This is a genomic window from Streptomyces sp. HNM0574 (assembly GCF_012726235.1).
GTDB lineage: Bacteria > Actinomycetota > Actinomycetes > Streptomycetales > Streptomycetaceae > Streptomyces.
This window is the reverse complement of sequence record NZ_JAASAH010000024.1, coordinates 1-19,500: the sequence shown is the minus strand read 5'-3', so window position 1 is coordinate 19,500 and position 19,500 is coordinate 1. Positions and strand designations below refer to the sequence as shown.

19 protein-coding genes are annotated in these 19,500 nt (G+C 73.6%); 12 read left to right on the top strand and 7 right to left on the bottom strand.

Annotation, left to right across the window (positions count from 1 at the left end; translation table 11 throughout):
- Nucleotides 1-68: 68 nt before the first annotated feature.
- Genes HCC30_RS27155 through HCC30_RS27140 form a run of 4 tightly spaced genes read left to right on the top strand, consistent with a single transcriptional unit; the run spans nucleotide 69 to nucleotide 4,808 of the window.
- On the top strand, nucleotides 69-980 hold the full coding sequence (locus HCC30_RS27155; RefSeq protein ID WP_169445560.1) for an SDR family oxidoreductase: 912 nt from the start codon (nucleotides 69-71) through the stop codon (nucleotides 978-980).
- Nucleotides 981-1,010: 30 nt separating this feature from the next.
- Nucleotides 1,011-2,204, top strand: coding sequence for an acyl-CoA dehydrogenase family protein (locus HCC30_RS27150; protein WP_169445559.1), 1,194 nt, complete (start codon nucleotides 1,011-1,013; stop codon nucleotides 2,202-2,204).
- Nucleotides 2,201-3,691, top strand: a complete 1,491-nt coding sequence (locus HCC30_RS27145) for an aldehyde dehydrogenase family protein (RefSeq protein ID WP_169445558.1) — start codon at nucleotides 2,201-2,203, stop codon at nucleotides 3,689-3,691. Before HCC30_RS27150 ends, HCC30_RS27145 begins: the two co-directional genes overlap by 4 nt.
- A gap of 34 nt (nucleotides 3,692-3,725) precedes the next feature.
- Nucleotides 3,726-4,808: an alcohol dehydrogenase catalytic domain-containing protein gene (locus tag HCC30_RS27140; RefSeq protein ID WP_169445557.1), complete on the top strand. Its 1,083-nt coding sequence runs from the start codon at nucleotides 3,726-3,728 to the stop codon at nucleotides 4,806-4,808.
- On the opposite strand, the gene HCC30_RS27135 is transcribed toward HCC30_RS27140, so the two are convergent.
- Nucleotides 4,798-5,826 (bottom strand): helix-turn-helix domain-containing protein, encoded by a 1,029-nt coding sequence (locus HCC30_RS27135; RefSeq protein WP_169445556.1) that lies wholly within the window; start codon nucleotides 5,824-5,826, stop codon nucleotides 4,798-4,800. The two genes, HCC30_RS27140 and HCC30_RS27135, sit on opposite strands and share 11 nt — an antisense overlap.
- Nucleotides 5,827-5,897: 71 nt before the next feature.
- On the opposite strand from HCC30_RS27135, the gene HCC30_RS27130 reads away from it, so the two are divergent.
- Nucleotides 5,898-6,722 (top strand): NAD(P)H-dependent oxidoreductase, encoded by an 825-nt coding sequence (locus tag HCC30_RS27130; RefSeq protein WP_169445555.1) that lies wholly within the window; start codon nucleotides 5,898-5,900, stop codon nucleotides 6,720-6,722.
- On the opposite strand, the gene HCC30_RS27125 is transcribed toward HCC30_RS27130, so the two are convergent.
- Nucleotides 6,675-7,325 (bottom strand): flavin reductase family protein, encoded by a 651-nt coding sequence (locus HCC30_RS27125; RefSeq protein ID WP_169445554.1) that lies wholly within the window; start codon nucleotides 7,323-7,325, stop codon nucleotides 6,675-6,677. The genes HCC30_RS27130 and HCC30_RS27125 overlap by 48 nt on opposite strands.
- A gap of 150 nt (nucleotides 7,326-7,475) precedes the next feature.
- Here HCC30_RS27125 and HCC30_RS27120 point away from each other — a divergent pair, with 150 nt between their 5' ends.
- Nucleotides 7,476-7,883, top strand: a complete 408-nt coding sequence (locus HCC30_RS27120; RefSeq protein ID WP_169445553.1) for a hypothetical protein — start codon at nucleotides 7,476-7,478, stop codon at nucleotides 7,881-7,883.
- Between the two features lie 41 nt (nucleotides 7,884-7,924).
- Here HCC30_RS27120 and HCC30_RS27115 read toward each other — a convergent pair whose 3' ends face one another.
- From HCC30_RS27115 to HCC30_RS27105, 3 genes are all read right to left on the bottom strand, one after another.
- On the bottom strand, nucleotides 7,925-8,704 hold the full coding sequence (locus HCC30_RS27115) for an enoyl-CoA hydratase (protein WP_169445592.1): 780 nt from the start codon (nucleotides 8,702-8,704) through the stop codon (nucleotides 7,925-7,927).
- A 50-nt stretch (nucleotides 8,705-8,754) separates the two neighbouring features.
- Nucleotides 8,755-10,977 (bottom strand): acetate--CoA ligase family protein, encoded by a 2,223-nt coding sequence (locus HCC30_RS27110; protein ID WP_169445552.1) that lies wholly within the window; start codon nucleotides 10,975-10,977, stop codon nucleotides 8,755-8,757.
- 163 nt (nucleotides 10,978-11,140) lie between these two features.
- The gene (locus HCC30_RS27105; RefSeq protein WP_169445551.1) at nucleotides 11,141-12,283 is read right to left on the bottom strand and encodes an NAD(P)/FAD-dependent oxidoreductase; all 1,143 of its coding nucleotides are present in this window, start codon (nucleotides 12,281-12,283) and stop codon (nucleotides 11,141-11,143) included.
- Nucleotides 12,284-12,384: 101 nt separating this feature from the next.
- On the opposite strand from HCC30_RS27105, the gene HCC30_RS27100 reads away from it, so the two are divergent.
- The gene (locus HCC30_RS27100; RefSeq protein WP_169445550.1) at nucleotides 12,385-12,834 is read left to right on the top strand and encodes a DoxX family membrane protein; all 450 of its coding nucleotides are present in this window, start codon (nucleotides 12,385-12,387) and stop codon (nucleotides 12,832-12,834) included.
- A complete protein-coding gene (locus HCC30_RS27095; RefSeq protein ID WP_169445549.1) occupies nucleotides 12,834-13,241 on the top strand; it encodes a Zn-ribbon domain-containing OB-fold protein in 408 nt (135 codons plus the stop codon). The genes HCC30_RS27100 and HCC30_RS27095 overlap by 1 nt, the downstream gene beginning before the upstream one ends.
- Nucleotides 13,242-13,329: 88 nt before the next feature.
- On the opposite strand, the gene HCC30_RS27090 is transcribed toward HCC30_RS27095, so the two are convergent.
- Nucleotides 13,330-14,505 (bottom strand): acetyl-CoA acetyltransferase, encoded by a 1,176-nt coding sequence (locus HCC30_RS27090; protein ID WP_169445548.1) that lies wholly within the window; start codon nucleotides 14,503-14,505, stop codon nucleotides 13,330-13,332.
- A 146-nt stretch (nucleotides 14,506-14,651) separates the two neighbouring features.
- On the opposite strand from HCC30_RS27090, the gene HCC30_RS27085 reads away from it, so the two are divergent.
- Both HCC30_RS27085 and HCC30_RS27080 read left to right on the top strand, forming a co-directional pair.
- Nucleotides 14,652-15,905: an acyl-CoA dehydrogenase family protein gene (locus tag HCC30_RS27085; protein ID WP_169445547.1), complete on the top strand. Its 1,254-nt coding sequence runs from the start codon at nucleotides 14,652-14,654 to the stop codon at nucleotides 15,903-15,905.
- Entirely contained in the window at nucleotides 15,905-16,375 is a 471-nt protein-coding gene (locus HCC30_RS27080; protein ID WP_206324388.1) for a nitroreductase/quinone reductase family protein, read from the top strand. The genes HCC30_RS27085 and HCC30_RS27080 overlap by 1 nt, the downstream gene beginning before the upstream one ends.
- 78 nt (nucleotides 16,376-16,453) lie before the next feature.
- On the opposite strand, the gene HCC30_RS27075 is transcribed toward HCC30_RS27080, so the two are convergent.
- Nucleotides 16,454-17,101, bottom strand: coding sequence for a TetR family transcriptional regulator (locus tag HCC30_RS27075; RefSeq protein WP_169445546.1), 648 nt, complete (start codon nucleotides 17,099-17,101; stop codon nucleotides 16,454-16,456).
- A 260-nt stretch (nucleotides 17,102-17,361) separates the two neighbouring features.
- Here HCC30_RS27075 and HCC30_RS27070 point away from each other — a divergent pair, with 260 nt between their 5' ends.
- A complete protein-coding gene (locus HCC30_RS27070; RefSeq protein ID WP_169445545.1) occupies nucleotides 17,362-18,159 on the top strand; it encodes a VOC family protein in 798 nt (265 codons plus the stop codon).
- 320 nt (nucleotides 18,160-18,479) lie between these two features.
- A partial coding sequence (locus tag HCC30_RS27065; protein WP_346776833.1) for a serine/threonine-protein kinase occupies nucleotides 18,480-19,500 on the top strand: 1,021 nt, incomplete at its 3' end.

The following is a 19,500-nucleotide window of genomic DNA, read 5'->3' as shown; positions in this document are numbered from 1 at the left end:
GTCTTGTGTTCGTCTCCCGCGTGCTCAAAAATCTAACGGTCCGTCAGAAACTGCGGGAAGGGGCCGACGTGGGGAACTTCTTGGCCGGCAAGGTGGTCGCCGTGACCGGTGCCGGGCGCGGCATCGGACGTGCCGTCGCCCTCGCCTGTGCGCACGAGGGGGCGAAGGTCGTCGTCAACGACTACGGCGTCTCCATGGAGGGCGGCGAGCCGCGGAGCGGGATAGCCGAGGGCGTCGTCAAGGAGATCGTGGCGGAGGGCGGTTCGGCCGTCGCCGTCGCGGACGACGTGTCCACCATGGCCGGAGGACAGCGCATCGTCGACACCGCACTGGCCGAGTACGGACGGCTGGACGGCGTCGTGTGCGTGGCCGGAATCCTGCGCGAGCGGATGCTGTTCAACATGAGCGAGGAGGAGTGGGACCCGGTCGTCGCCACCCACCTCAAGGGCACCTTCACCGTCTTCCGCGCCGCCGCCGCCGTGATGCGCAAGCAGAAGTCCGGCACCCTCATCGGGTTCACCAGCGGCAACCACCAGGGATCCGTCGCGCAGGCCAACTACGCCTCCGCGAAGGGCGGAATCATCTCCCTCGTCCGCAGCGCCGCGCTCGGCCTCAACAAGTACGGCGTGACGGCCAACTGCGTGGCGCCCGTCGCGCGTACCCGGATGTCCGCCAACGTCCCCATGGAACTCGCGGAGATGGGCGAGCCGGAGGACGTGGCGCCGATGGTGGTCTACCTGCTCAGCGACCAGGCCAAGGAGCAGGAGATCACCGGGCAGGTCTACACCGTCGCCGGACCGAAGATCGCCGTGTGGGCGCAGCCGCGCGAACTGCGCAGCGCGTACGCCGACGGCGCGTGGACGCCCGAGAGCATCGCCGAATCGCTGCCCGGCGGCGTGGGCCAGGACCCGATGCCGATGCTCGGGAAGCTCAAGGAGATGGCCGAGGCGGCCGCCAGGAAGGACCGCCCGAACGCCTGAGACCGCCCGTGACCCCGAGAGGAGAGTGACGTGGACTTCGGCTTCGGGCCCGAGGACGAGGCGTTCCGCCGGGAGGCGCGCACCTGGCTGCGGGCGCACCTGACCGGCGAGTTCGCCCGGGCCGCCGGGCAGGGCGGCCCGGGCAGCGAGCACGAGGCCGGCCCCGTACGCCGGGAGTGGGAGCGGGAGCTCGGCCGGGACGGCTGGATCGGCCTCGGCTGGGAGGCCGGGGGCTACGGCAACCGCCGCGCGAGCCTCACCCAACAGGTCGTCTGGGCCGAGGAGTTCGCGCGGGCCGGCGCACCGGCCCGGGTCGGCCACATCGGCGAGAACCTGCTCGCCCCCACCCTGCTCACGTACGGCGACGAGGAACAGCGCAAGCGCTTCCTCCCCGCCGTCGCCCGCGGTGACGAACTGTGGTGCCAGGGCTACAGCGAACCCGGCGCCGGCTCCGACCTCGCGGCCGTGCGCACCGCCGCCGTCCGCGACGGCGACGGCTACCGCGTCACCGGACAGAAGATCTGGACCTCCCTCGCGCAGGACGCCGACTGGTGCTTCGTCCTGGCCAGGACGGACGCCGCGTCGGCCCGCCACGAGGGGCTCTCCTTCCTGCTCGTCCCCATGGACCAGCCGGGGCGGGTGGACGTGCGGCCCATCCGGCAGATGTCCGGCACCTCGGAGTTCAACGAGGTCTTCTTCGACGGGGCGGTGGCCCGCGCGGAGCACCGGGTGGGCGCCGAGGGCGACGGCTGGCGCGTCGCCATGGGGCTGCTCGCGCTGGAGCGCGGCGTGTCCACCCTGGTGCAGCAGATCGGCTTCGCCGCCGAACTGTCCGACGTGGTGGCCCTCGCCCTGCGCGAGGGCGCGGGAGCCGATCCCGTGCTGCGGCAGCAACTGGTGCGCGCCTGGGCCGAGTTACGCACCATGCGGTGGAACGCCCTGCGCACCCTCGGCGGCACCGGCGACCCGGGGGCGCCCAGCGTGGCGAAGCTGCTGTGGGGCGGCTGGCACCAGCGGCTGGGCGAACTGGCCATGCGGGTACGCGGCGCGGCGGCCGCACTCGGACCGCACGACTGGACCCCCGAGAACCCCTACGAACTCGACGCGCTGCAACGCCTGTTCCTCTTCACCCGGGCCGACACCGTGTACGGCGGCTCGGACGAGATCCAGCGCACCATCCTCGCCCAGCGGGTGCTGGGCCTCCCGAAGGAGCGACGCGCATGAGCGGAACCGACCGTCCGGCGGGCAGGGGCGCGTACGGACTGTGGGCGGGAGGTGAGTGGCGGGAACCGGAGGGCGGCCACTATCCCGTCACCGACCCGGCGACGGAGGAGCGGGTCGGCCTCGCCCCGGAGGGCGGCCGCGCGGACGTGGACGCCGCCGTACGCGCCGCCGGCGCCGCACAGGAGGAGTGGGCCCGCACGGCGCCCGCCGAACGGGCCGCCGTCCTGGAGCGCGTGGCAGCGCTGCTGGAGGAACGCACCCCGGACCTCGTCCCGCTGCTCCAGGCGGAGACCGGCGCCACCACCAAGGTGGCCAGGGGCATGCAACTGCCCCCGGCCGCCGACCGGTTCCGCCGGTACGCGCGCGGCGCCGTGGAACCGGACACCGTCCCGCTCGCGCCGCAGCCCGTCCGGGCGAGCGCGCTGGCGCCGGGTGGCCTGATCGGCGGCGCCGCCGTACGCCGGCCGCTCGGCGTCGTCGGCTGCATCACCTCGTACAACTTCCCCGTCGCCAACCTGGCGGGCAAGGTGGCACCGGCGCTCGCCATGGGCAACGCGGTGGTGTGCAAGCCCGCGCCGCAGGACCCGCTGACCTGTCTGGAGCTCGGTCCGCTGCTGAGCGAGGCCGGGCTGCCCGACGGGCTGTTCCACGTCGTCACCGGCTCGGGCCCGGCCGCCGGGGAGGCCCTCGTCGAGCACGACGGGGTCGGCATGGTGAGCTTCACCGGCTCCACCGCCGTGGGCAAACGGATCGCCGAGACCGCCGGGCGCGGCATGAAACGCACCCTCATGGAACTCGGCGGGAAGGGCGCCGCGATCCTCCTGGCGGACGCCGACGAGGCCGCGCTCACCCGTTGCCTGGGCGCCGTGGCCTCCACCTGGGCGTTCCACAGCGGCCAGATCTGCACCGCCCCCACCCGGGTCCTGGTGCAGCGCTCCCGCTACGAGGAAGTCGTCGAGCGGCTCGCGCAGTTGGCGGGCGCGATGACCGTCGGCGACCCCACGGACCGCGCCACCGTCGTCGGCCCCCTCGTCTCCGCGGCACAGCGCGACCGGGTGGAGCGGTACGTCGCCGGGGCACGCGAACAGGGCGCCCGCGTCGTCACCGGCGGCACGCGCCCCGACCTGAAGCCGGGCCACTACGTGGCACCGACGCTCCTCGCCGACGTCACCCCGGAGATGACCGTCGCGCGGGAGGAGATCTTCGGCCCCGTCGTCGTGGCCCTCCCGTACGAGGACGAGGAGGACGCCGTCCGGATCGCCAACGGGACGCCGTACGGCCTCTACGACTACGTCTTCGGCGCGGACGCCGGGCACGCCTGGGCCCTCGCCTCCCGGCTGCGCAGCGGCAACGTCGGCATCAACACAGCGCAGCGGCACCCGGAGACGCCGTTCGGCGGCTTCAAGGAGTCCGGAGTCGGCCGGGACGGCGGGTCGTTCGGGCTGCACGCGTACAGCGAGCTCCAGTCCGTCGTCTGGCCGTCCTGAACCGGTCCGCTTCGAAGCAGCGAGGAGAGCGATGATGAGAGGTGTCGTCCTGGAGGGACAGCGGCCCGAGGTCGTCGACGACCTCCGGGTGCGCGGTCCCGGGGCCGGCGAGGTGCTGGTCGGGATACGGGCCGCCGGACTGTGCCACAGCGACCTGTCCGTCGCCGACGGAACGATCCCCTATCCGCGGCCCGTCGTGCTGGGGCACGAGGGCGCGGGCGTGGTGGAGGCGGTCGGCGAGGGCGTAACCCACGTGGCACCCGGCGACCACGTGGCCCTGTCCACGCTCGCCAACTGCGGAACCTGCGCACAGTGCGACCGCGGCCGTCCCACCATGTGCCGCAAGGCCATCGGCCGCCCCGGCACCCCCTTCTCGCGTGCGGGGACGGGCGGGAAGCTGTACAACTTCGCCTCCAACTCGGCGTTCGCCGAACGGACCGTCGTCAAGGCCGTGCAGGCCGTGGCGATACCGGAGGACATCCCGTTCACCTCGGCCTGCCTGATGGGCTGCGGCGTGGTCACCGGCGTCGGCGCCGTGCTCAACCGCGCGCGGGTGGCGCAGGGCGAGACCGTCGTCGTCATCGGCGCGGGCGGAGTGGGCCTCAACGTGCTCCAGGGCGCGCGCATCGCGGGCGCGGGCACGGTCGTCGCCGTCGACGCCAACCCGGCGAAGGAGGAGACGGCCCGCGCGTTCGGCGCCACCCACTTCGTCGACGCCTCCGCCACGGCGGACGCCGCGGCCACCGCCGCCGCCGTCCGGGAGATCCTCCCGGACGGCGCCGACCACGCCTTCGAGTGCGTCGGCAGCACCGGACTGATCCGGCTCGCCGTCGACCTGCTGGACCGGCACGGGCAGGCGGTGCTGCTGGGCGTGCCCCCGGCCGAGGCGGAGGCGTCCTTCCAGGTCTCCGCCATGTACCTGGACAAGGCGATCCTCGGCTGCCGCTACGGCTCCTCCCGCCCGCAGCGCGACATCGCCCTCTACGCGGACCTGTACCGCGACGGCCGGCTGCTGCTGGACGAACTCGTCACCCGGGTCTACCCGGTGGAGGACTTCGCGAAGGCGGCCGAGGACGCCCACCGGGGCCGGGTCGCCCGCGCCGTCCTCACCTTCTGACGGAACCGTCCGGCCCGTCCGCGCCACGGAAGGTGGCCCGGTACGCGCTGGGGGAGACGCCGATCGACGCCTGCATGTGCTGCCGCAGCGAGGCACCCGTGCCGAAGCCCGCGGCGGCGGCGACCCGGTCGACGGGAAGGTCCGTCTCCTCCAGCAACTGCTGTGCCCTGGCGACACGTTGCCGGGTGAGCCACTGCACGGGCGTGACCCCGGCCTCCTCGCGGAACCGGCGGGTGAAGGTCCGTACGCTCATGGACTCCAGGGCCGCCAGCTGCCGGAGGCTGAGTGGCTGATCCAGATGCTCCAGCGCCCAGGCGCGGGCCGCCGAGGTGGAGGACGCCGTCTCGGCGCGGGGGACGGGCCGCCGGATGAACTGGGCCTGCCCGCCCTCCCGGTGGGGCGGGACGACGGTCGCGCGGGCGACCTCGTTGGCCACCGCGGCACCGAAGTCGCGGCGGATCATGTGGAGGCACAGGTCGATGCCCGCGGCCTCCCCCGCCGAGGTCAGCACGCCGCCGTCCTCGGTGTAGAGCACGTCGGCGTCGAGCGCCACGGAGGGGAAGAGCCGCCGGAACCCCTCGGCCGACCGCCAGTGCGTCGTGGCCCGCCGGCCGTCCAGCAGCCCGGCGGCGGCCAGCACGAAGGCGCCGGTGCAGACGGAGGCGATCCGCTTCCCGGAGCGGAGCGCTGCGGCAAGCGCGTCCCGGAGGGGCGGGGCGAGGTACCCGCCGGCCTCCGGGACGTCCTCCTCGTGGCTGGCCGGGACGAGCACGGTGTCCGCCTCGGCCAGCGCCTGCCACGCACTGTGCGTGACGTGGACGGCGAAGTCGGCGTCCGTCCGTACCGGCCCCGGCTCCGTCGCGCAGGTGACGACCTCGTACAGCGGGGCGCCGTCCCGGCCGGCGGCGGAGCCGAACAGCTGGTGCACGAGGCCGAGTTCCAGCGGCAGCACGCCGTGCCGGGCGAGCACGGCGACCCGGTGTGCCCCGGGGCGGGAGAAGACGGCGGAATGTCCCATGGCCAGATTCTTTCACGTCATGGCCATCCGGCCACTGGGCGGAGCGTCCGGCGCGCAGGAGCATCGGAGGCATGAAGATCCTCTGGGTATTCGCGCACCCCGAACAGCGCTCCCTCAACGCCTCCCTCATGGCCGACGGACTGCGCGTCCTGGCCGGTGAGGGCCACGACACCCGCGTGAGCGACCTGTACGCCATGGGCTGGAACCCGGTGCTCGACGCTCCCGACGTCCGCCGCACCCCCTCGGACCGCCGCCTGTACCTCGGCGACGAACAGGAGCGCGCTTGGGACGCCGGGGAGCTCGGCGCCGACATCCGCGCCGAGCAGGACAAGCTCCGCTGGGCGGACGGTGTGGTGCTGCACTTCCCGCTGTGGTGGCACGGTCCGCCCGCCGTCCTCAAGGGCTGGTTCGACCGGGTCTTCACCAAGGGCTTCGCCTTCGGCGTCAAGGACGCCGAGGGCCGCGCCCGCCGGTACGGGGACGGTGGCCTGGCCGGAAAGCGCTCCCTGATCGTCACCTCGGTCGGCGCGCGGGAGGCGTCGTTCGGGCCCGGCGGCATCCACGGGCACATCGACGACATCCTGTTCCCGCTCCAGCACGGCACCTTCTGGTACACCGGAATGGCGCCCCTGGAGCCCTTCGTCGTCTACGGCGCCGACCGGCTGACGGACACGGAATACGCCCACCGCGCCCACGAGTTGGGGCAGCGCCTCCGCGGCCTCCCCGAGGAGCGCCCCGTCCCGTACCGGACGGAGCGGGGCGGCGACTACGACGACGATCTGGTGCTCAAGCCGCACCTGGCGCGGCGGGGTGCGGGACCCTCGCTCCACCTCGCGGGCGAGGGGTGCTCAGTCCGCGAGCGTGCCGAACGTCCCCTTGTGGAACAGGAGGGGTGAGCCGCCGTCCTCGCGCGCGTCGAGCGCGCGGACGCGGCCGACGACGATCAGGTGGTCGCCTCCCGGGTGCACGGCGTGCATCGTGCAGTCGGCCCACGCGGGCACCCCGTCCAGGAGCGGTGAGCCGGTCACGGGTGCCGGACGGTGCGGCACTCCGGCGAACTTGTCGCCGCCGCTGACCGCGAACCCGCGGCACATCTCCCCCTGTCCGGCCCCCAGCACGTTCACGCAGAAGCGTCCGGCGCGGGCGATGTGCGGCCAGGTCGTCGAGGTGCGGGACACCATGAAGGTGACCAGCGGCGGATCGAGGGACAGCGAGGCGAACGACTGGCAGGCGAAGCCCACGGGCCGCGCCTCCTCGTCGCCCTCCGGGGGGCTCATGGCCGTGATCACCGTGACTCCGGACGCGAACGAGCCCAGTACGCGCCGGAATTCCGCCGGGTCGACGGGCGCCCGCTCGTCCTCCCGCACCGCCCGCAGGTCGGGCCGGGGGTGCGGTTCGTACGCCGGGGCGGCCGGGGCCGAGGAGGTCGGTGCCCCGGCCGACCGCAGATAGCGCACCGCCGCCGCTGCCATGCCCGCGTGTCCCATCATGCTCCCCATTGAATCTGATGCAGCGTCAGTTTTGAAGCCCTGTGCGGCGGGTGCGGGCCCCTGCGGAAATCGTCCGGACGCGGTGTCATACGAGACCGCGCCCCCGTGCGTGTACTCCCCGCACGGCCAACCGAAGCGAACCACTACGGGGGTAGTGACATGAAGAGCACCCGCACACGGAGGACGGCGGGCAGGACCGCCCGCCTCGCGTTCACCACGGCCGCCGTCGCCGGGCTCGCCCTGGCGGCCCCGGCCGGCGCCGGCGCGCAGGACGCCGCGCCGAAGGCCGCCGGCCCCTCCGCGAGCTTCAGCAAGCCCGTCGAGGTCTGGGCGGCCAACGCGCCGCTCCGCGTCGAGCCGAGGCTCAACGCGCACTCGCCCGCGTCCTTCGGCCCGGGCACGCTGGAGGGCCACTGCCAGAAGAAGGGCGACATGGTCGATCAGCCCGGGCGGGGCAAGAGCGACTGGTGGACGTACGCCAACCTGCCCCAGGGCAGCGACACCCTGTTCATCAGCAACGTCGACCTGGTCGGCGGCGAGAAGATCGAGGGCATCCCGGACTGCTGACGCCCTCCCGGGTACGACGCACCACGCCCGGCCGCTCCCCGCTACCGTCCGCGGTAGTGGGGAGCGCGCCGTTCCACGAAGGCGGTGACGCCCTCGGCGGCGTCCGCCGTCGTCATGTTGATCTCCTGGGCCTGCGCCTCCGCCTCGAAGGCGCCCGAACGGCCGCCGTCCAGCGAGTCGTTGACCAGCCGCTTGGTCAGCGCGAGGGCCCGCGTCGGCCCGGAGGCCAGCCGGTCCGCCCACTCGCGTGCCGTCTTCTCCAGCTCGTCGGCCGGGACGACGCGGTTCACCAGGCCCATGCGCTCCGCCTCTGCGGCGGGCAGCGAGTCGCCGAAGAACATCAGCTCCTTGGCCTTCTGCGGGCCGACCAGCCGGGGCAGCAGATAGGCCCCGCCGCCGTCCGGCACGAGCCCGCGGCGCACGAACACCTCGGTGAACTTCGCCCGGTCCGAGGCGATCACCAGATCGCAGGCCAGCGCGAGATGGGAGCCGATCCCGGCCGCGGTGCCGTTCACGGCGGCCACGACCGGCTTCTCGCAGTCCAGCACGGCGGAGACGAGCCGCTGCGCACCCCGCCGGATCGTACGGGCCACATCGCCGGGGACGCGTTCCCCGCCGCCCCCGCCGCCCTTCAGGTCCGCGCCCGCGCAGAAGCCCCGCCCGGTCGCGGTCAGGACGACGGCGCGGACGCCGGGGTCGGCGGAGAAGCCGTCCAGGAGGGCGATGAGGTGCTCGCGGTGGTCCCAGGTGAGCGCGTTCATGGCGTGCGGCCGGTCGAGCGTGATCCACGCCGTCCCGCCCTCCGTGCGGTGCCGCACCACGTGCTCGGGGCTCTCGTCCGGGGCGTCGGCCCGCTCCGGCCCGGCCGGGGTCACCGGCACACCGCCAGCGCGTCGAGCGCGACGGCGCCCTGACCCCTGGGCAGCACCACCAGCGGGTTGATGTCCAACTCGGCCAGATCGTCGCCCAGTTCGAGCGCCATCCGCTGGACGCGGAGGACGGTCTCGACGAGCGCGTCCGTGTCGGCGGCCGGCATCCCGCGTACCCCGTCGAGCAGGGCGCGGCCGCGCAGCTCGTCGAGCATCGCGTGCGCCTGCTCCTCGCCGAAGGGCGGGACGCGTACCGCGGCGTCCTGGAGCACCTCGACGAGGACGCCGCCGAGCCCGACGGTGACGGTGGGCCCGAAGAGCGCGTCCTGGGTCATGCCGACCACCATTTCGACGCCCTGGCGCACCATCTGGCAGACCAGGACCCCGTCCAGTTCGACGCCCTCGTCGTGCGCGATGTCGGTCAGCTCGCGGTAGGCGTCCCGGACCTGGCTGGCGGAGGTCAGGTTCAGCTTGACCAGGCCGAGTTCGGACTTGTGCGCCAGCTGCGGCGCCGACGCCTTCATCACCACCGGGTAGCCGACCTGCGCGGCGGCCCGCACGGCCCCGGCGGCGCTGTTGACCAGCTGCTCACGCGGGACGCGGATGCCGTACGCGCGCAGCAGCTGCTTGCCCGCGTGCTCGCTCAGCTGCCTGCCCTCCCGCAGCAGCCCCCTGGCCTTGTGCGCGGAGGGCGAGGGAGTGCGGGGCGCGTCGTCGAAGGGTGAGCGGTAGTCGCGGACGAAGCGGTGGTGGCGCAGATAGGCGCTGACCGCGGTGACACAGTTCGCGAAGGTGCGGAAGGTGGCCACCCGGGAGGAGCCCAGCAGGGTCTGCCGGTACGCGTCCTCGTCGCCGACGGGGGAGCCCCACACGACGCACACCAGCTTGTCGGTCTCCTCGGCCGCCTCCACGAGGTCCCGCGCGAGCTTGTCGCTCATCGGCGGGAAGGGGCCGGTGATCGGGCAGATCAGGACGCCGACGTCGGGGTCGGCGAGGATCGCGTCGATGATCTTCCGGCCGCGCCAGTCACCGACCGGATGGCCGCCGCTGTCCACGGGATTGGAGACGTTCAGGTAGTCGGGTATCCACTGGTGCAGCTCCGCTTGTTTCTCCCCGCCGAGGGTGGGGAGCCGCAGTCCGGACGCGGTGGCCAGGTCGGCGAAATGGGCGCCGGTTCCGCCGGAGATGGAGTACACGGCGACGCCCTCGGCCAGCGGCGGGCGGGCCCGGGCGAGCAGCGCGGAGGTGTCCTGGAGCTCGTCCAGCCCGTCGACGCGGATCACACCGAACTGCCGCATCGCGGCGTCCACGGTCGCGTCGGCGCCGGTGAGCTTCCCCGTGTGCGAGGCCGCGGTGCGCGCGCCGGTCTCGGTGCGGCCCACCTTGACGGCCACCACGGGCACCTTGTTGCGGGCGGCGCGGTCGGCGGCCAGCAGGAACCCGCGGCCGTCCTTCAGCCCCTCCACGTACGCGGCGACGGCGCCGACCTCGGGGCGCCCCGCGAAGTAGGAGAGGAAGTCGGCGGTGTCCAGATCGGCCTCGTTGCCGGTGGGCGCCCAGTGGGAGAGCCGGACGCCGAGCTCCTGCATGGCGAAGACGGGGCGCCCCTGGTGGCCGGACTGCGTGATCAGGGCGACCGCGGGGCCCTCCAGGTCGTCGCGGAAGTGCTCGAAGGCGTTGAGGTTGGTGTTGGGGCCCAGTAGCCGCAGCCCGGAGCGGCGTACCGCCTCCGCGAGCCGGGCCTGTGCCTCGGCCCCGCTCTCGCCGGTCTCGGCGAAGCCGGAGGCGAAGGCGACGGCGAACGGCGTCTTGGTCTCGCCGAGTTGCTCGATCACGGGCAGCGGGTCGGCGACGAGCAGCACGGCCAGGTCGACCGTCTCGGGCAGCTCCGTCACGGTGCGTGCGCAGGGCAGGCCGAAGACGGTCTCCCGGGTGGGGTGCACGGGGTGGAGCCGCGCGCCGACGCGTTCCGCCCACGCCATCAGCTGGCGGGTGATCCCCGTGTTGGGGCGCCCCTCGCTGTCCGAGGCGCCGACGACGGCGACGGATTCGGGCCGGAAGAACCGGTCCAGGTCGGGCACCGGCGCGTACAGAGGGCGTCCGCCGACGTCCGGATCGTGCTCCTCGGCGCGGCCGTGCACGGCGGGTGCGCCGGGTTCCCCGCAGGCCACGACGCGGGCCGGGGCGAGGGTGGTGGTCAGGCTGCCGTGAGTTGATCCAAGCATCGATCTCGCCCACTCCTGTGTGGTGGCCAACACAACTGACGCACTGTCAGATTACTGAACTGACGATGTGTCAGGAAGAGGTGTGCACGCACCCGCACGCCTCGCATTGTCCGGCCCGTACCGCCCCGCTGTCCGGACCGAAACCGGCCCACTGTCCCGGGGGCTAAGCCGTCGCCCGGTCGATGGCGCGGGCCACGCGGGGCGCCGTACGGGCGATCTCGCGCAGGAGGCCGCTCACGGGGTGGGTGAACCCGGTGAAGAACAGTCCGGGCGCGGCCGGGTGGGCGCGCGGGCCGGGACGCAGCGGGAGCCCGTCGTCGCCGAGCACGCCCAGGTGGCCGACCAGCTCCTCCAGGCCGCTGCGGTAGCCGGTCGCCGCCACGACGGTGTCCGGCTTGATCTCCTCACCGTCCGCGAGCCGCACGGCCGGCCCCTCGAACGACTCGACGGCGGCGACGACTTCGACGCGCCCCTCCCGCACCGCCCGGACGAAACCGGTGTCCCGCACCGGATGGGCCCCCTGTCCGGCGCGCGTGTACGGCCCCGTCCCGGGCCGGGGCAGTCCGTGCGCCGACAGGTCGGTGGCCGAGGAGCGGGGCGCCCGCGCGGCGAGCCCGTCCGCGAGGGCTGCGGGCAGGCGGCGGCACAGGACGCCGCTCGCCTGTGCGGGCCAGCCGAGGGTGGACCGCCGGGTGAGGTGCGGTGGCGTACGGACCGCCAGCCGGACCCGTGACGCGCCGCCCTCCGCGAGGTCGAGCGCCAGCTCCGTGCCGGTGTTCCCGGCCCCGACGACCAGGACGTCCCGGTCCGCGTACGGCCCGGGGGAGCGGTAGCGGGAGGCGTGCAGCAGGTCGCCGGTGAAGCTCTCGCGGCCCGGCCACGGCGGCAGGTGCGCCGTGTGGCTGTGCCCGGTGGCGATCACGACGACGGGTGCGGTGAGCCGCCGGCCGCCGTTGGCGTGCAGCGTCCACCGCTCGCCCCGGCGCTCCACGGTGTCGACCTCGACGCCGGTGGCCACCTCGATGCCGTGGTGCTCCGTGTAGCGCTCCAGGTAGGCGACGAAGTCGTCCCGGTGCACCCACCGGCCGGCCGGGCGGGGTATCGGGAGGCCGGGGAGCGCGGACCAGCGGCGGGTGGTGTGCAGCCGCAGCCGGTCGTACTGTGCGCGCCATGTCGCCCCCACCGAAGGGGACTTCTCCAGGACCACGGAGCTGATCCGGCGTTCGCGCAGCGCCGCCGCCGTGGCCAGTCCTGCCGGCCCCGCGCCGATGACGTGGACGGGGGTTCCCTCGTCGGATACGGGCATGACAACGAGCGTAGTAACTCACCGCCGCCTCTTGCGTGCAGACGGGACCATCCGCTGAACTGACGGCTCGTCAGATAACGGCTGGGGAAGGGTGTGCACCCATGAACACCGTCTGGCTCACGGGCGCGGAGTGGCTCGCCGTGCTGCGCATCGGACTGGGGCTGTGGTGGCTGGAGAGCTGGCGGCACAAGGACAGGAAGGGGTGGTTCGAGCGCGGCACCGGCATCGCCTGGGCGACGGACGTTGCGGGCAAGCACCGGTGGCGGGCGGTCACCAAGGGCTTCAACGCCGTCGTCGCGCCACGCCCCAGGCTCATGGCCTACACGGTGGTCTACGCCGAACTCGCCCTGGGGCTCGGGCTGGTGCTCGGATTCCTCACACCCGTCGCCCTCGTCGGCGGGCTGCTGCTCAACCTGCTCTACCTGGTGCTGATGATCCACGACTGGGCCGAGCAGGGGCAGAACGCCATGATGGCGCTCATCTCCCTCGTCGCCCTCCTCGCGATGAGCTGGCAGACCTGGTCGCTCGACAGCCTGTGGGGGGTCTTCTGATGGCGGCGAACACCCCGGACGTCGACACCTTCACCCGCCCCTACTGGGACGCCGCGGCGGACGGCCGCCTCCTGCTCCGCCGCTGCCGCGCCGCCGGCTGCGGGCGGACGCACCACTATCCGCGCGAGTTCTGCCCGCACTGCTGGAGCGAGGACGGGGAGTGGGCCGAGGCGAGCGGAAGCGCGCGGCTCTACACCTGGTCGGTGGTGCACCGCAACGACCTCCCGCCCTTCGGGGAGCGGGTGCCCTACGTGGCCGCCGTGGTCGACCTGCCCGAGGGGCCGCGCATGATGACGGAGGTCGTCGACTGCCCGGAGCGCGACCTGAGTGTCGGAATGGAGCTGAGGGTGACCTTCCGCGCGGAGGAGGACGTGACGGTCCCCGTCTTCCGCCCGGCGGGAGCCTGACCGCATGGCGCCGGCCGGTGGACGCGCGTCCACCGGCCGGCCCTCCCCTCCCCGGCCGGCAGTCCTCCCGGGCGAGTTGAGGCACCGTTCAGTCGCGCCCCAGGACGACGGTGCCCGAGGAGCAGAACCAGCCGCCCGTGCCGGAGGCGACGGCCAGCCGGGGCGTCCCGCCGTCGCGGGTGCGCACCTGGCGCCCCTCGCCCGCCTCGCCCCGCAACTGCCGTACGGCCTCGACGAGGAGGAAGAGGCCGCGCATGCCGGGGTGGCAGGCCGAGAGGCCGCCGCCGTCGGTGTTGGTGGGCAGGCCGCCGGTCAGCGTGAGCCGCCCGTCGGCGACGAAGTCGCCTCCCTCGCCCTTCTTGCAGAAGCCGAGGTCCTCCAGCGTCACCAGCGTCATGTAGGTGAAGGCGTCGTAGATCTCCGCGACGTCGATCTCGGCGGGGGAGACGCCCGCGCGCGCGAACGCGTCCCGCCCGGACGCCGCGGCCGGGGAGACGGTGAAGTCGTCCCACTCCGACATGGTGGTGTGCGAGACGGCCGTGCCCGAACCCAGCACCCACACCGGCGACTTGGCGGTGTCGGGCAGCAGGTCCTCCGCGACGAGCAGCACGGCGCAGCCCCCGTCGCTGCGGATGCAGCAGTGCAGTTTGGTGAACGGGTCGGCGATCATCGGCCCCGAGAGGACCTCGTCGACGGTGACGGGCGTGCGGTACATCGCGTCCGGATTGGCGGCCGCGTTGGCGCGCGCCTGGACGGCCACCTCGGCGAGCTGTGCCGGCGTCGTGCCGTACTCGTGCATGTGACGGCGGGCCGCCATCGCGTACTTGGCGATCAGCGTGTGCCCGTACGGCACCTCGAACTGGAGCGGGCCGCGCGCGCCGAAGGACAGGTTGGAGGTGCGCCGCCGGGCCTTGATGTCGGCCCGCGCCGTCGAACCGTAGACGAGCAGGACGGCGTTGGCGTGGCCGGCGGCGATGGCGTCGGCGGCGTGCGCGGCCATGACCTCCCAGGTGGAGCCGCCGACCGCGGTGGAGTCCACCCAGGTGGGGCGCAGGCCCAGGTACTCGGCGACCTCCACGGGGGCGAGCGTGCCCAGCCCGGCGGAGGCGAAGCCGTCGATCACGGAGCGGTCCAGGCCCGAGTCGGCGAGCGCCCTCCGGGCCGCCTGCGCGTGCAGTGCGTACGGTGTCGCCTCGTCCACGCGCCCTGTGTCGGACAGTGCGACCCCGGCGACGGCGACCTTGCGGTGACCAGCAGCAGACATGAATCTGACGGTACATCAGATACCTGGTTCTGCGTACGGGTCGGAAGCGGGCCGGTGAACCCGCGGAGCCTGCCGCGCACCTCTGTGCATCTCGCCCCCGCGTCCCTAACATGACGCCCCGTCAGAAGTGAGGGGAGTCGGCACACATGGACACAGCGCTCACCGGCGAACAGGACGCGATCCGGCGCACCGTACGCGAGCTGCTGCACAAACACTGCACCCCGGACGCCGTCCGCACCGCCGTCCTCACCGGACCCGGATACGACGAGGACCTGTGGCAGCGGCTCGGCGGCACCCTGGGCCTCCCCGGCCTCGCCCTGCCCGAGGAGTACGCGGGCACCGGCTGCACCCTCGTCGAGCAGGCACTGGCCCACGAGGAGACCGGACGGGCCCTGCTGCCCTCACCCCTCCTCGCCGGCGGCGCACTCTGCGCCCCGCTGCTGCTCGCCCTCGGCACCCCCGCGCAGCGCGCGGCCCACCTGCCCCGCCTCGCCACCGGCGCGCTCACCGCGTCCCTCGTCCTGCCCGAGGGCACCCTGCCCCTCGCCCTCGGCCTCACCGGGGAGCCCGGGACGCCGGCCGCCGACTGGGCGGGCGGAGGACGCGCGGGCGGCATCCAGGCCGGACCGGACGGCGCCGGCGGGTGGCGGCTCTACGGCGAAGCCGGGCAGGCCCTCGCCGCGCACAGCGCCGGACTGCTGCTGGTCGCCGCGCACGCCGGCGGCTACGCCCGCAGCCGCACCCTGCTCTTCCTCGTCGAGGCCGGCGCCGAAGGGCTCGTCCGGGCCCGCCAGACGGCGCTCGACGAGACCCGCGCCGTCGGCCGCGTCGAACTGCGGGACACCCCCGCCACGCTCCTCGGCGAGGACGAGGACGCGGACGTCACCGCGGCACTCGCCCGCACGGGCGCGGGGGCCGCCGCGCTGATCGCAGCCGAGGCCGTCGGCGCCGCGGACAGCGCACTGGAGCGGACCGTCGAATACGTCACGCTGCGCGAGCAGTTCGGGCGCCCCATCGGCTCCTTCCAGGCCGTGCAGCACCGGCTGGCGGACGTGTACGTGCAGGTGCAGTCCGCGCGCTCCGCCGCGTACTACGCGGCATGGGAGGCCGCCTGCGGACCGGAGGGCGGGCACGGCGTCTCCGGGGGCGTCGCGCTGGCGCAGGCGCTGGAGGCGCTGCGGCTGGCCGCGGGGGAGGCGGTGCAGCTGCACGGCGGCGTCGGCTTCACCTGGGAACACGAGGCGCACCTCTACTTCAAGCGCGCGGCCGGGGACGAGCTGCTCTTCGGCCCCGTGCACCGGCTCAGGGAACACGCCGCCCTCCGCGCCGGACTGTTCGGCGCACAGGGGGAGACGGCGCAGGTGAACGGTACGGGCAGCAGGGGAGAGGTGACCGTCTGATGCGCGGCATGAGGCTCGTCCAGAAGGTGTCGTCCACCAAGGGGTTCGCCCGGGTCGCCCCGCACGTCATCCCCCGGCTGGACAGCGTGGTGCACCGGCTCACCCGCGGACGCGTGATGGTCAGCGACCGCATGCTGCCCGGAGTGGTGCTGACGGCCACCGGCGCGAAATCGGGGCTGCCCCGGCGCACCCCGCTGGCCTGCATGCCGGAACGGGAACGCGACAGCTGGCTGCTGATCGGCAGCAACTTCGGCAGACCGGGGCACCCCGCCTGGACGGCGAACCTGCGGCACCATCCGGACGCCGAGATCAGCTGGCGCGGGCGGGACATCCCCGTCAGGGCACGGCAGTTGACCGGAAAGGAGAGAGAGGAGGCGTGGGCGGCGGCGCTGAAGTTCTGGCCGCCGTACGCGGCCTACCAGGCCCGCGTGGAACGGGAGATCCGGCTCTTCCGCCTGGAGCGGCGGTGACGACGCCGCGCCGGTGAGCCGGTCCCGCCCGGTGTGCGACCCGCCAAGTGGCCGGTGGGGGCGACGACTTGGCGGGGACTATTTGGTGGGTTTCTTGCCGGTCACACCGAGGTGCACCAGCAGGGCGAGGCTCGGCTTCAGCTCGGACTGCTTCACGCCCCAGCTCTGGAAGCCCTTCTGGTGGCCGGCGACCGAGGCCAGCATCGCCACCAACGACCCCGCCATGGCAGCCGCGTTGACGTCCTTGTCGACCCTCCCCTTCGACTGGAGCTCCTTGATGGAGTCCGTCAGGGAGTTGTTGACCGAGTTGAGGACCTTCATGCGGATCTTGTAGAAGCGCTTGTCGCCCTCCGCCGCACCCAGGTCGACGACGCGCAGGATGGCGTCGTTCCGGCGCCAGAACGACAGGAAACCGTCTACCAGTTCCTCTGCCGTCTGCCACCCGGACTTGCCGGACCAGGAGCGCCCCTCGACCAGCTCGGTGAGCCCGGCGCCCTCCTTCGCCATCGACTCGGCGAGCTCCAGGACCGCGCCCTCGACGTCCGGGAAGTACTGGTAGAAGGTCGCCGGAGACGTGCCCGCCTTCCGCGCGACATCGATGACCTTGACGTCGCGATACGGCGACGAGCTGAGCATTTCGCTGAGGCAGTCGAGCAGCTTCTGCCGCGTCGCCTGCCCACGGCGCCCGGCTACTCGGCCGTCGACGGTTCGAACTTGTCCTGTCATGCCGTCAGCTTACCGAGGCCGAATAGCCGCGCGATTCGGCCGCCTGCAAACGGGGTGAGCGCCGCGCACGCCCGCTCCGGCGCGGCCCCGCGCCCGTCGTACGCCCGCCCGCGCGCCCCTTCCGGCCCCGCAGGGGCGCACAGTTCCGGCCAACTTCGCCGCCGCCCCGTCCCTCCCGCCGTGCGCCGCCGGAAGAGCGGGAGCGGGGCGGCGGACTTAGCGTGCCTGTAGGGACCGCGACGCCCTGGAGGTATGGGGACATGGACCTGCACAGTCTCGGATTCGCCGAGGGAGAGCCCTGCTGGGTCGACGTCATGCTGTCCGACGTGGAGGCGGGCCGGCGGTTCTACGGGGAGCTCTTCGACTGGAGCTTCGGTCCGCCCGCCGAGGGCGACGGCTATGTGACCGCCTACCTCGACGGCAGGCCCGTCGCCGGGCTGTTCGCCAAACCGGACGGCAGGCTCCCCACCGTCTGGACCGTCTATCTGGCCACCGAGGACGCCCCGTCGACGGCCGAACGCATCGCGGAGGCGGGCGGCCAGGTCCTCATGAGCCCCATGGACGTCGACGCCCTCGGGGTGAGCGCCATGGCCGCCGACCCGGGCGGCGCCGTGTTCGGACTGTGGCAGCCCGGAGAGGTCAGCGGATTCGGCGCCCGCGACCGCGCGGGAGCGTACGTGTGGGCCGAGGTCCGCACCCGCGACAAGGAGGACGTCGACATCTTCTACGCCGAGGTGTTCGGCTACGGAATGCGTGATCTGCGCGACAACGGGCTGGACTTCACGGTGTGGACCCCGAAGGGTGAACCGCGCGACGACGCCCACGCCATCGGCGGCCGCGACGTCATCGGCCCCGACGCCCCGGCCGAACTCCCCGCGCATTTCCTCACGTACTTCGCCGTGACCGACTGCGACGCCACCGTCCGCACCGCCGTGCGGCTCGGCGGCCGCGTCCAGCGGGAGCCCGAGGACGGGCAGTACGGAAGGATCGCGGTGCTCTCGGACAACCAGGGAGCCACTTTCGCCGTCCTCGGAGCAGCGGGGGCCGCCGAGGTGTGAGGCCGGAGCGTCACGCCGGAGTGTGGCAGGAGGCGGCCCCGGGAGCCCGAGGAGAGGGGTCAGGTGGGTCAAGCGCGGGCAGGCGTGACGGAGGCGGCCGGGACAGCGGCGCGGCACTGCCGTACGGGGTGGGGGTTTTATCCGGATTATCCGCTGTTGGCGTGCCGACCGGGAGGACCGAGACACGTCGGTACAGCCCCCGGGTTCGCAACCGGCGGCTCCGCCAGGAAGAATCAACCTCTGGACCTCGGGTCCGGCACGGCAGTGAGAAGCTGCACGGGGCGGAAGTCGACGAGCCCCTACGGGGAGGTGGCAGGCAAGTGGTGGAGCAGCTGACGCAGCACGATCCGCGGCGGATCGGCCCGTTCGAGGTGCTCGGCCGACTCGGCGCCGGTGGCATGGGACTGGTCTATCTCGCACGGTCCGCGTCCGGACGCCGGGTGGCGATCAAGACCGTGCGGACCGAGCTCGCCGAGGACCAGCTGTTCCGGGTCCGGTTCACGCGCGAGGTGGAGGCCGCACGGGCCGTCAGCGGCTTCTACACGGCGGCCGTCGTCGACGCCGACCCGCGCGCCGCGGTGCCGTGGCTGGCGACCGCCTTCGTCCCCGCCCCCTCGCTCGAGGAAATAGTCAACGAGTGCGGTCCGCTGCCGGTGCAGGCGGTGCGCTGGCTCGCGGCGGGCGTGGCCGAGGCCCTGCAGTCCATCCACGGCGCCGGACTCGTGCACCGTGACCTGAAGCCGTCCAACGTCCTCGTCGTCGAGGACGGCCCCCGCGTCATCGACTTCGGCATCGCCTCCGGTGCCTCCAACACCCGCCTGACGATGACCAACGTGGCCGTCGGCACACCCGCCTACATGTCGCCGGAACAGGCCCGCGACTCCCGCAGCGTCACCGGCGCGAGCGACATCTTCTCCCTCGCCTCCACCCTCGTCTTCGCCGCCACCGGGCACGCGCCCTTCCACGGAGCGAACCCCGTCGAGACGGTGTTCATGCTGCTGCGCGAGGGACCCGACCTCAGCGGGATGCCCGAGGACCTGCGCTCCCTGATCGAGTCCTGCATGCGGATGGAGGCCGACGAACGCCCCAGCCCCGCCGACCTCCAGTCGCAGCTCGCGCCGCACCTGTTCTCCTCCGGGAGCGACGACAGCGGCACCGCCTCCGCCTGGCTGCCCGGCGGCGCCGTCGCGCTCATCGAGCGCAAGCGCGGCGTACGGCCCGTCCCCAAGCGCCCCGCCGACCAGTCCGCACACCCCGACGGCGCACCGGCACGCGCGGGCGGGCAGTCGTGGGCCGCCGGGCCCGGCGCGCACGCCCCCGGCCCCGGCGGGCAGGCGCCCG

Coding starts and splice junctions, on each gene's coding strand:
- HCC30_RS27145 (WP_169445558.1), top strand. CDS start 2,201: ATGAGCGGAACCGACCGTCCGGCGGGCAGGGGCGCGTACGGACTGTGG.
- HCC30_RS27140 (WP_169445557.1), top strand. CDS start 3,726: ATGAGAGGTGTCGTCCTGGAGGGACAGCGGCCCGAGGTCGTCGACGAC.
- HCC30_RS27135 (WP_169445556.1), bottom strand. CDS start 5,826: ATGGGACATTCCGCCGTCTTCTCCCGCCCCGGGGCACACCGGGTCGCC.
- HCC30_RS27130 (WP_169445555.1), top strand. CDS start 5,898: ATGAAGATCCTCTGGGTATTCGCGCACCCCGAACAGCGCTCCCTCAAC.
- HCC30_RS27125 (WP_169445554.1), bottom strand. CDS start 7,325: ATGGGGAGCATGATGGGACACGCGGGCATGGCAGCGGCGGCGGTGCGC.
- HCC30_RS27120 (WP_169445553.1), top strand. CDS start 7,476: ATGAAGAGCACCCGCACACGGAGGACGGCGGGCAGGACCGCCCGCCTC.
- HCC30_RS27110 (WP_169445552.1), bottom strand. CDS start 10,977: ATGCTTGGATCAACTCACGGCAGCCTGACCACCACCCTCGCCCCGGCC.
- HCC30_RS27105 (WP_169445551.1), bottom strand. CDS start 12,283: ATGCCCGTATCCGACGAGGGAACCCCCGTCCACGTCATCGGCGCGGGG.
- HCC30_RS27100 (WP_169445550.1), top strand. CDS start 12,385: ATGAACACCGTCTGGCTCACGGGCGCGGAGTGGCTCGCCGTGCTGCGC.
- HCC30_RS27095 (WP_169445549.1), top strand. CDS start 12,834: ATGGCGGCGAACACCCCGGACGTCGACACCTTCACCCGCCCCTACTGG.
- HCC30_RS27090 (WP_169445548.1), bottom strand. CDS start 14,505: ATGTCTGCTGCTGGTCACCGCAAGGTCGCCGTCGCCGGGGTCGCACTG.
- HCC30_RS27085 (WP_169445547.1), top strand. CDS start 14,652: ATGGACACAGCGCTCACCGGCGAACAGGACGCGATCCGGCGCACCGTA.
- HCC30_RS27080 (WP_206324388.1), top strand. CDS start 15,905: ATGCGCGGCATGAGGCTCGTCCAGAAGGTGTCGTCCACCAAGGGGTTC.
- HCC30_RS27075 (WP_169445546.1), bottom strand. CDS start 17,101: ATGACAGGACAAGTTCGAACCGTCGACGGCCGAGTAGCCGGGCGCCGT.
- HCC30_RS27070 (WP_169445545.1), top strand. CDS start 17,362: ATGGACCTGCACAGTCTCGGATTCGCCGAGGGAGAGCCCTGCTGGGTC.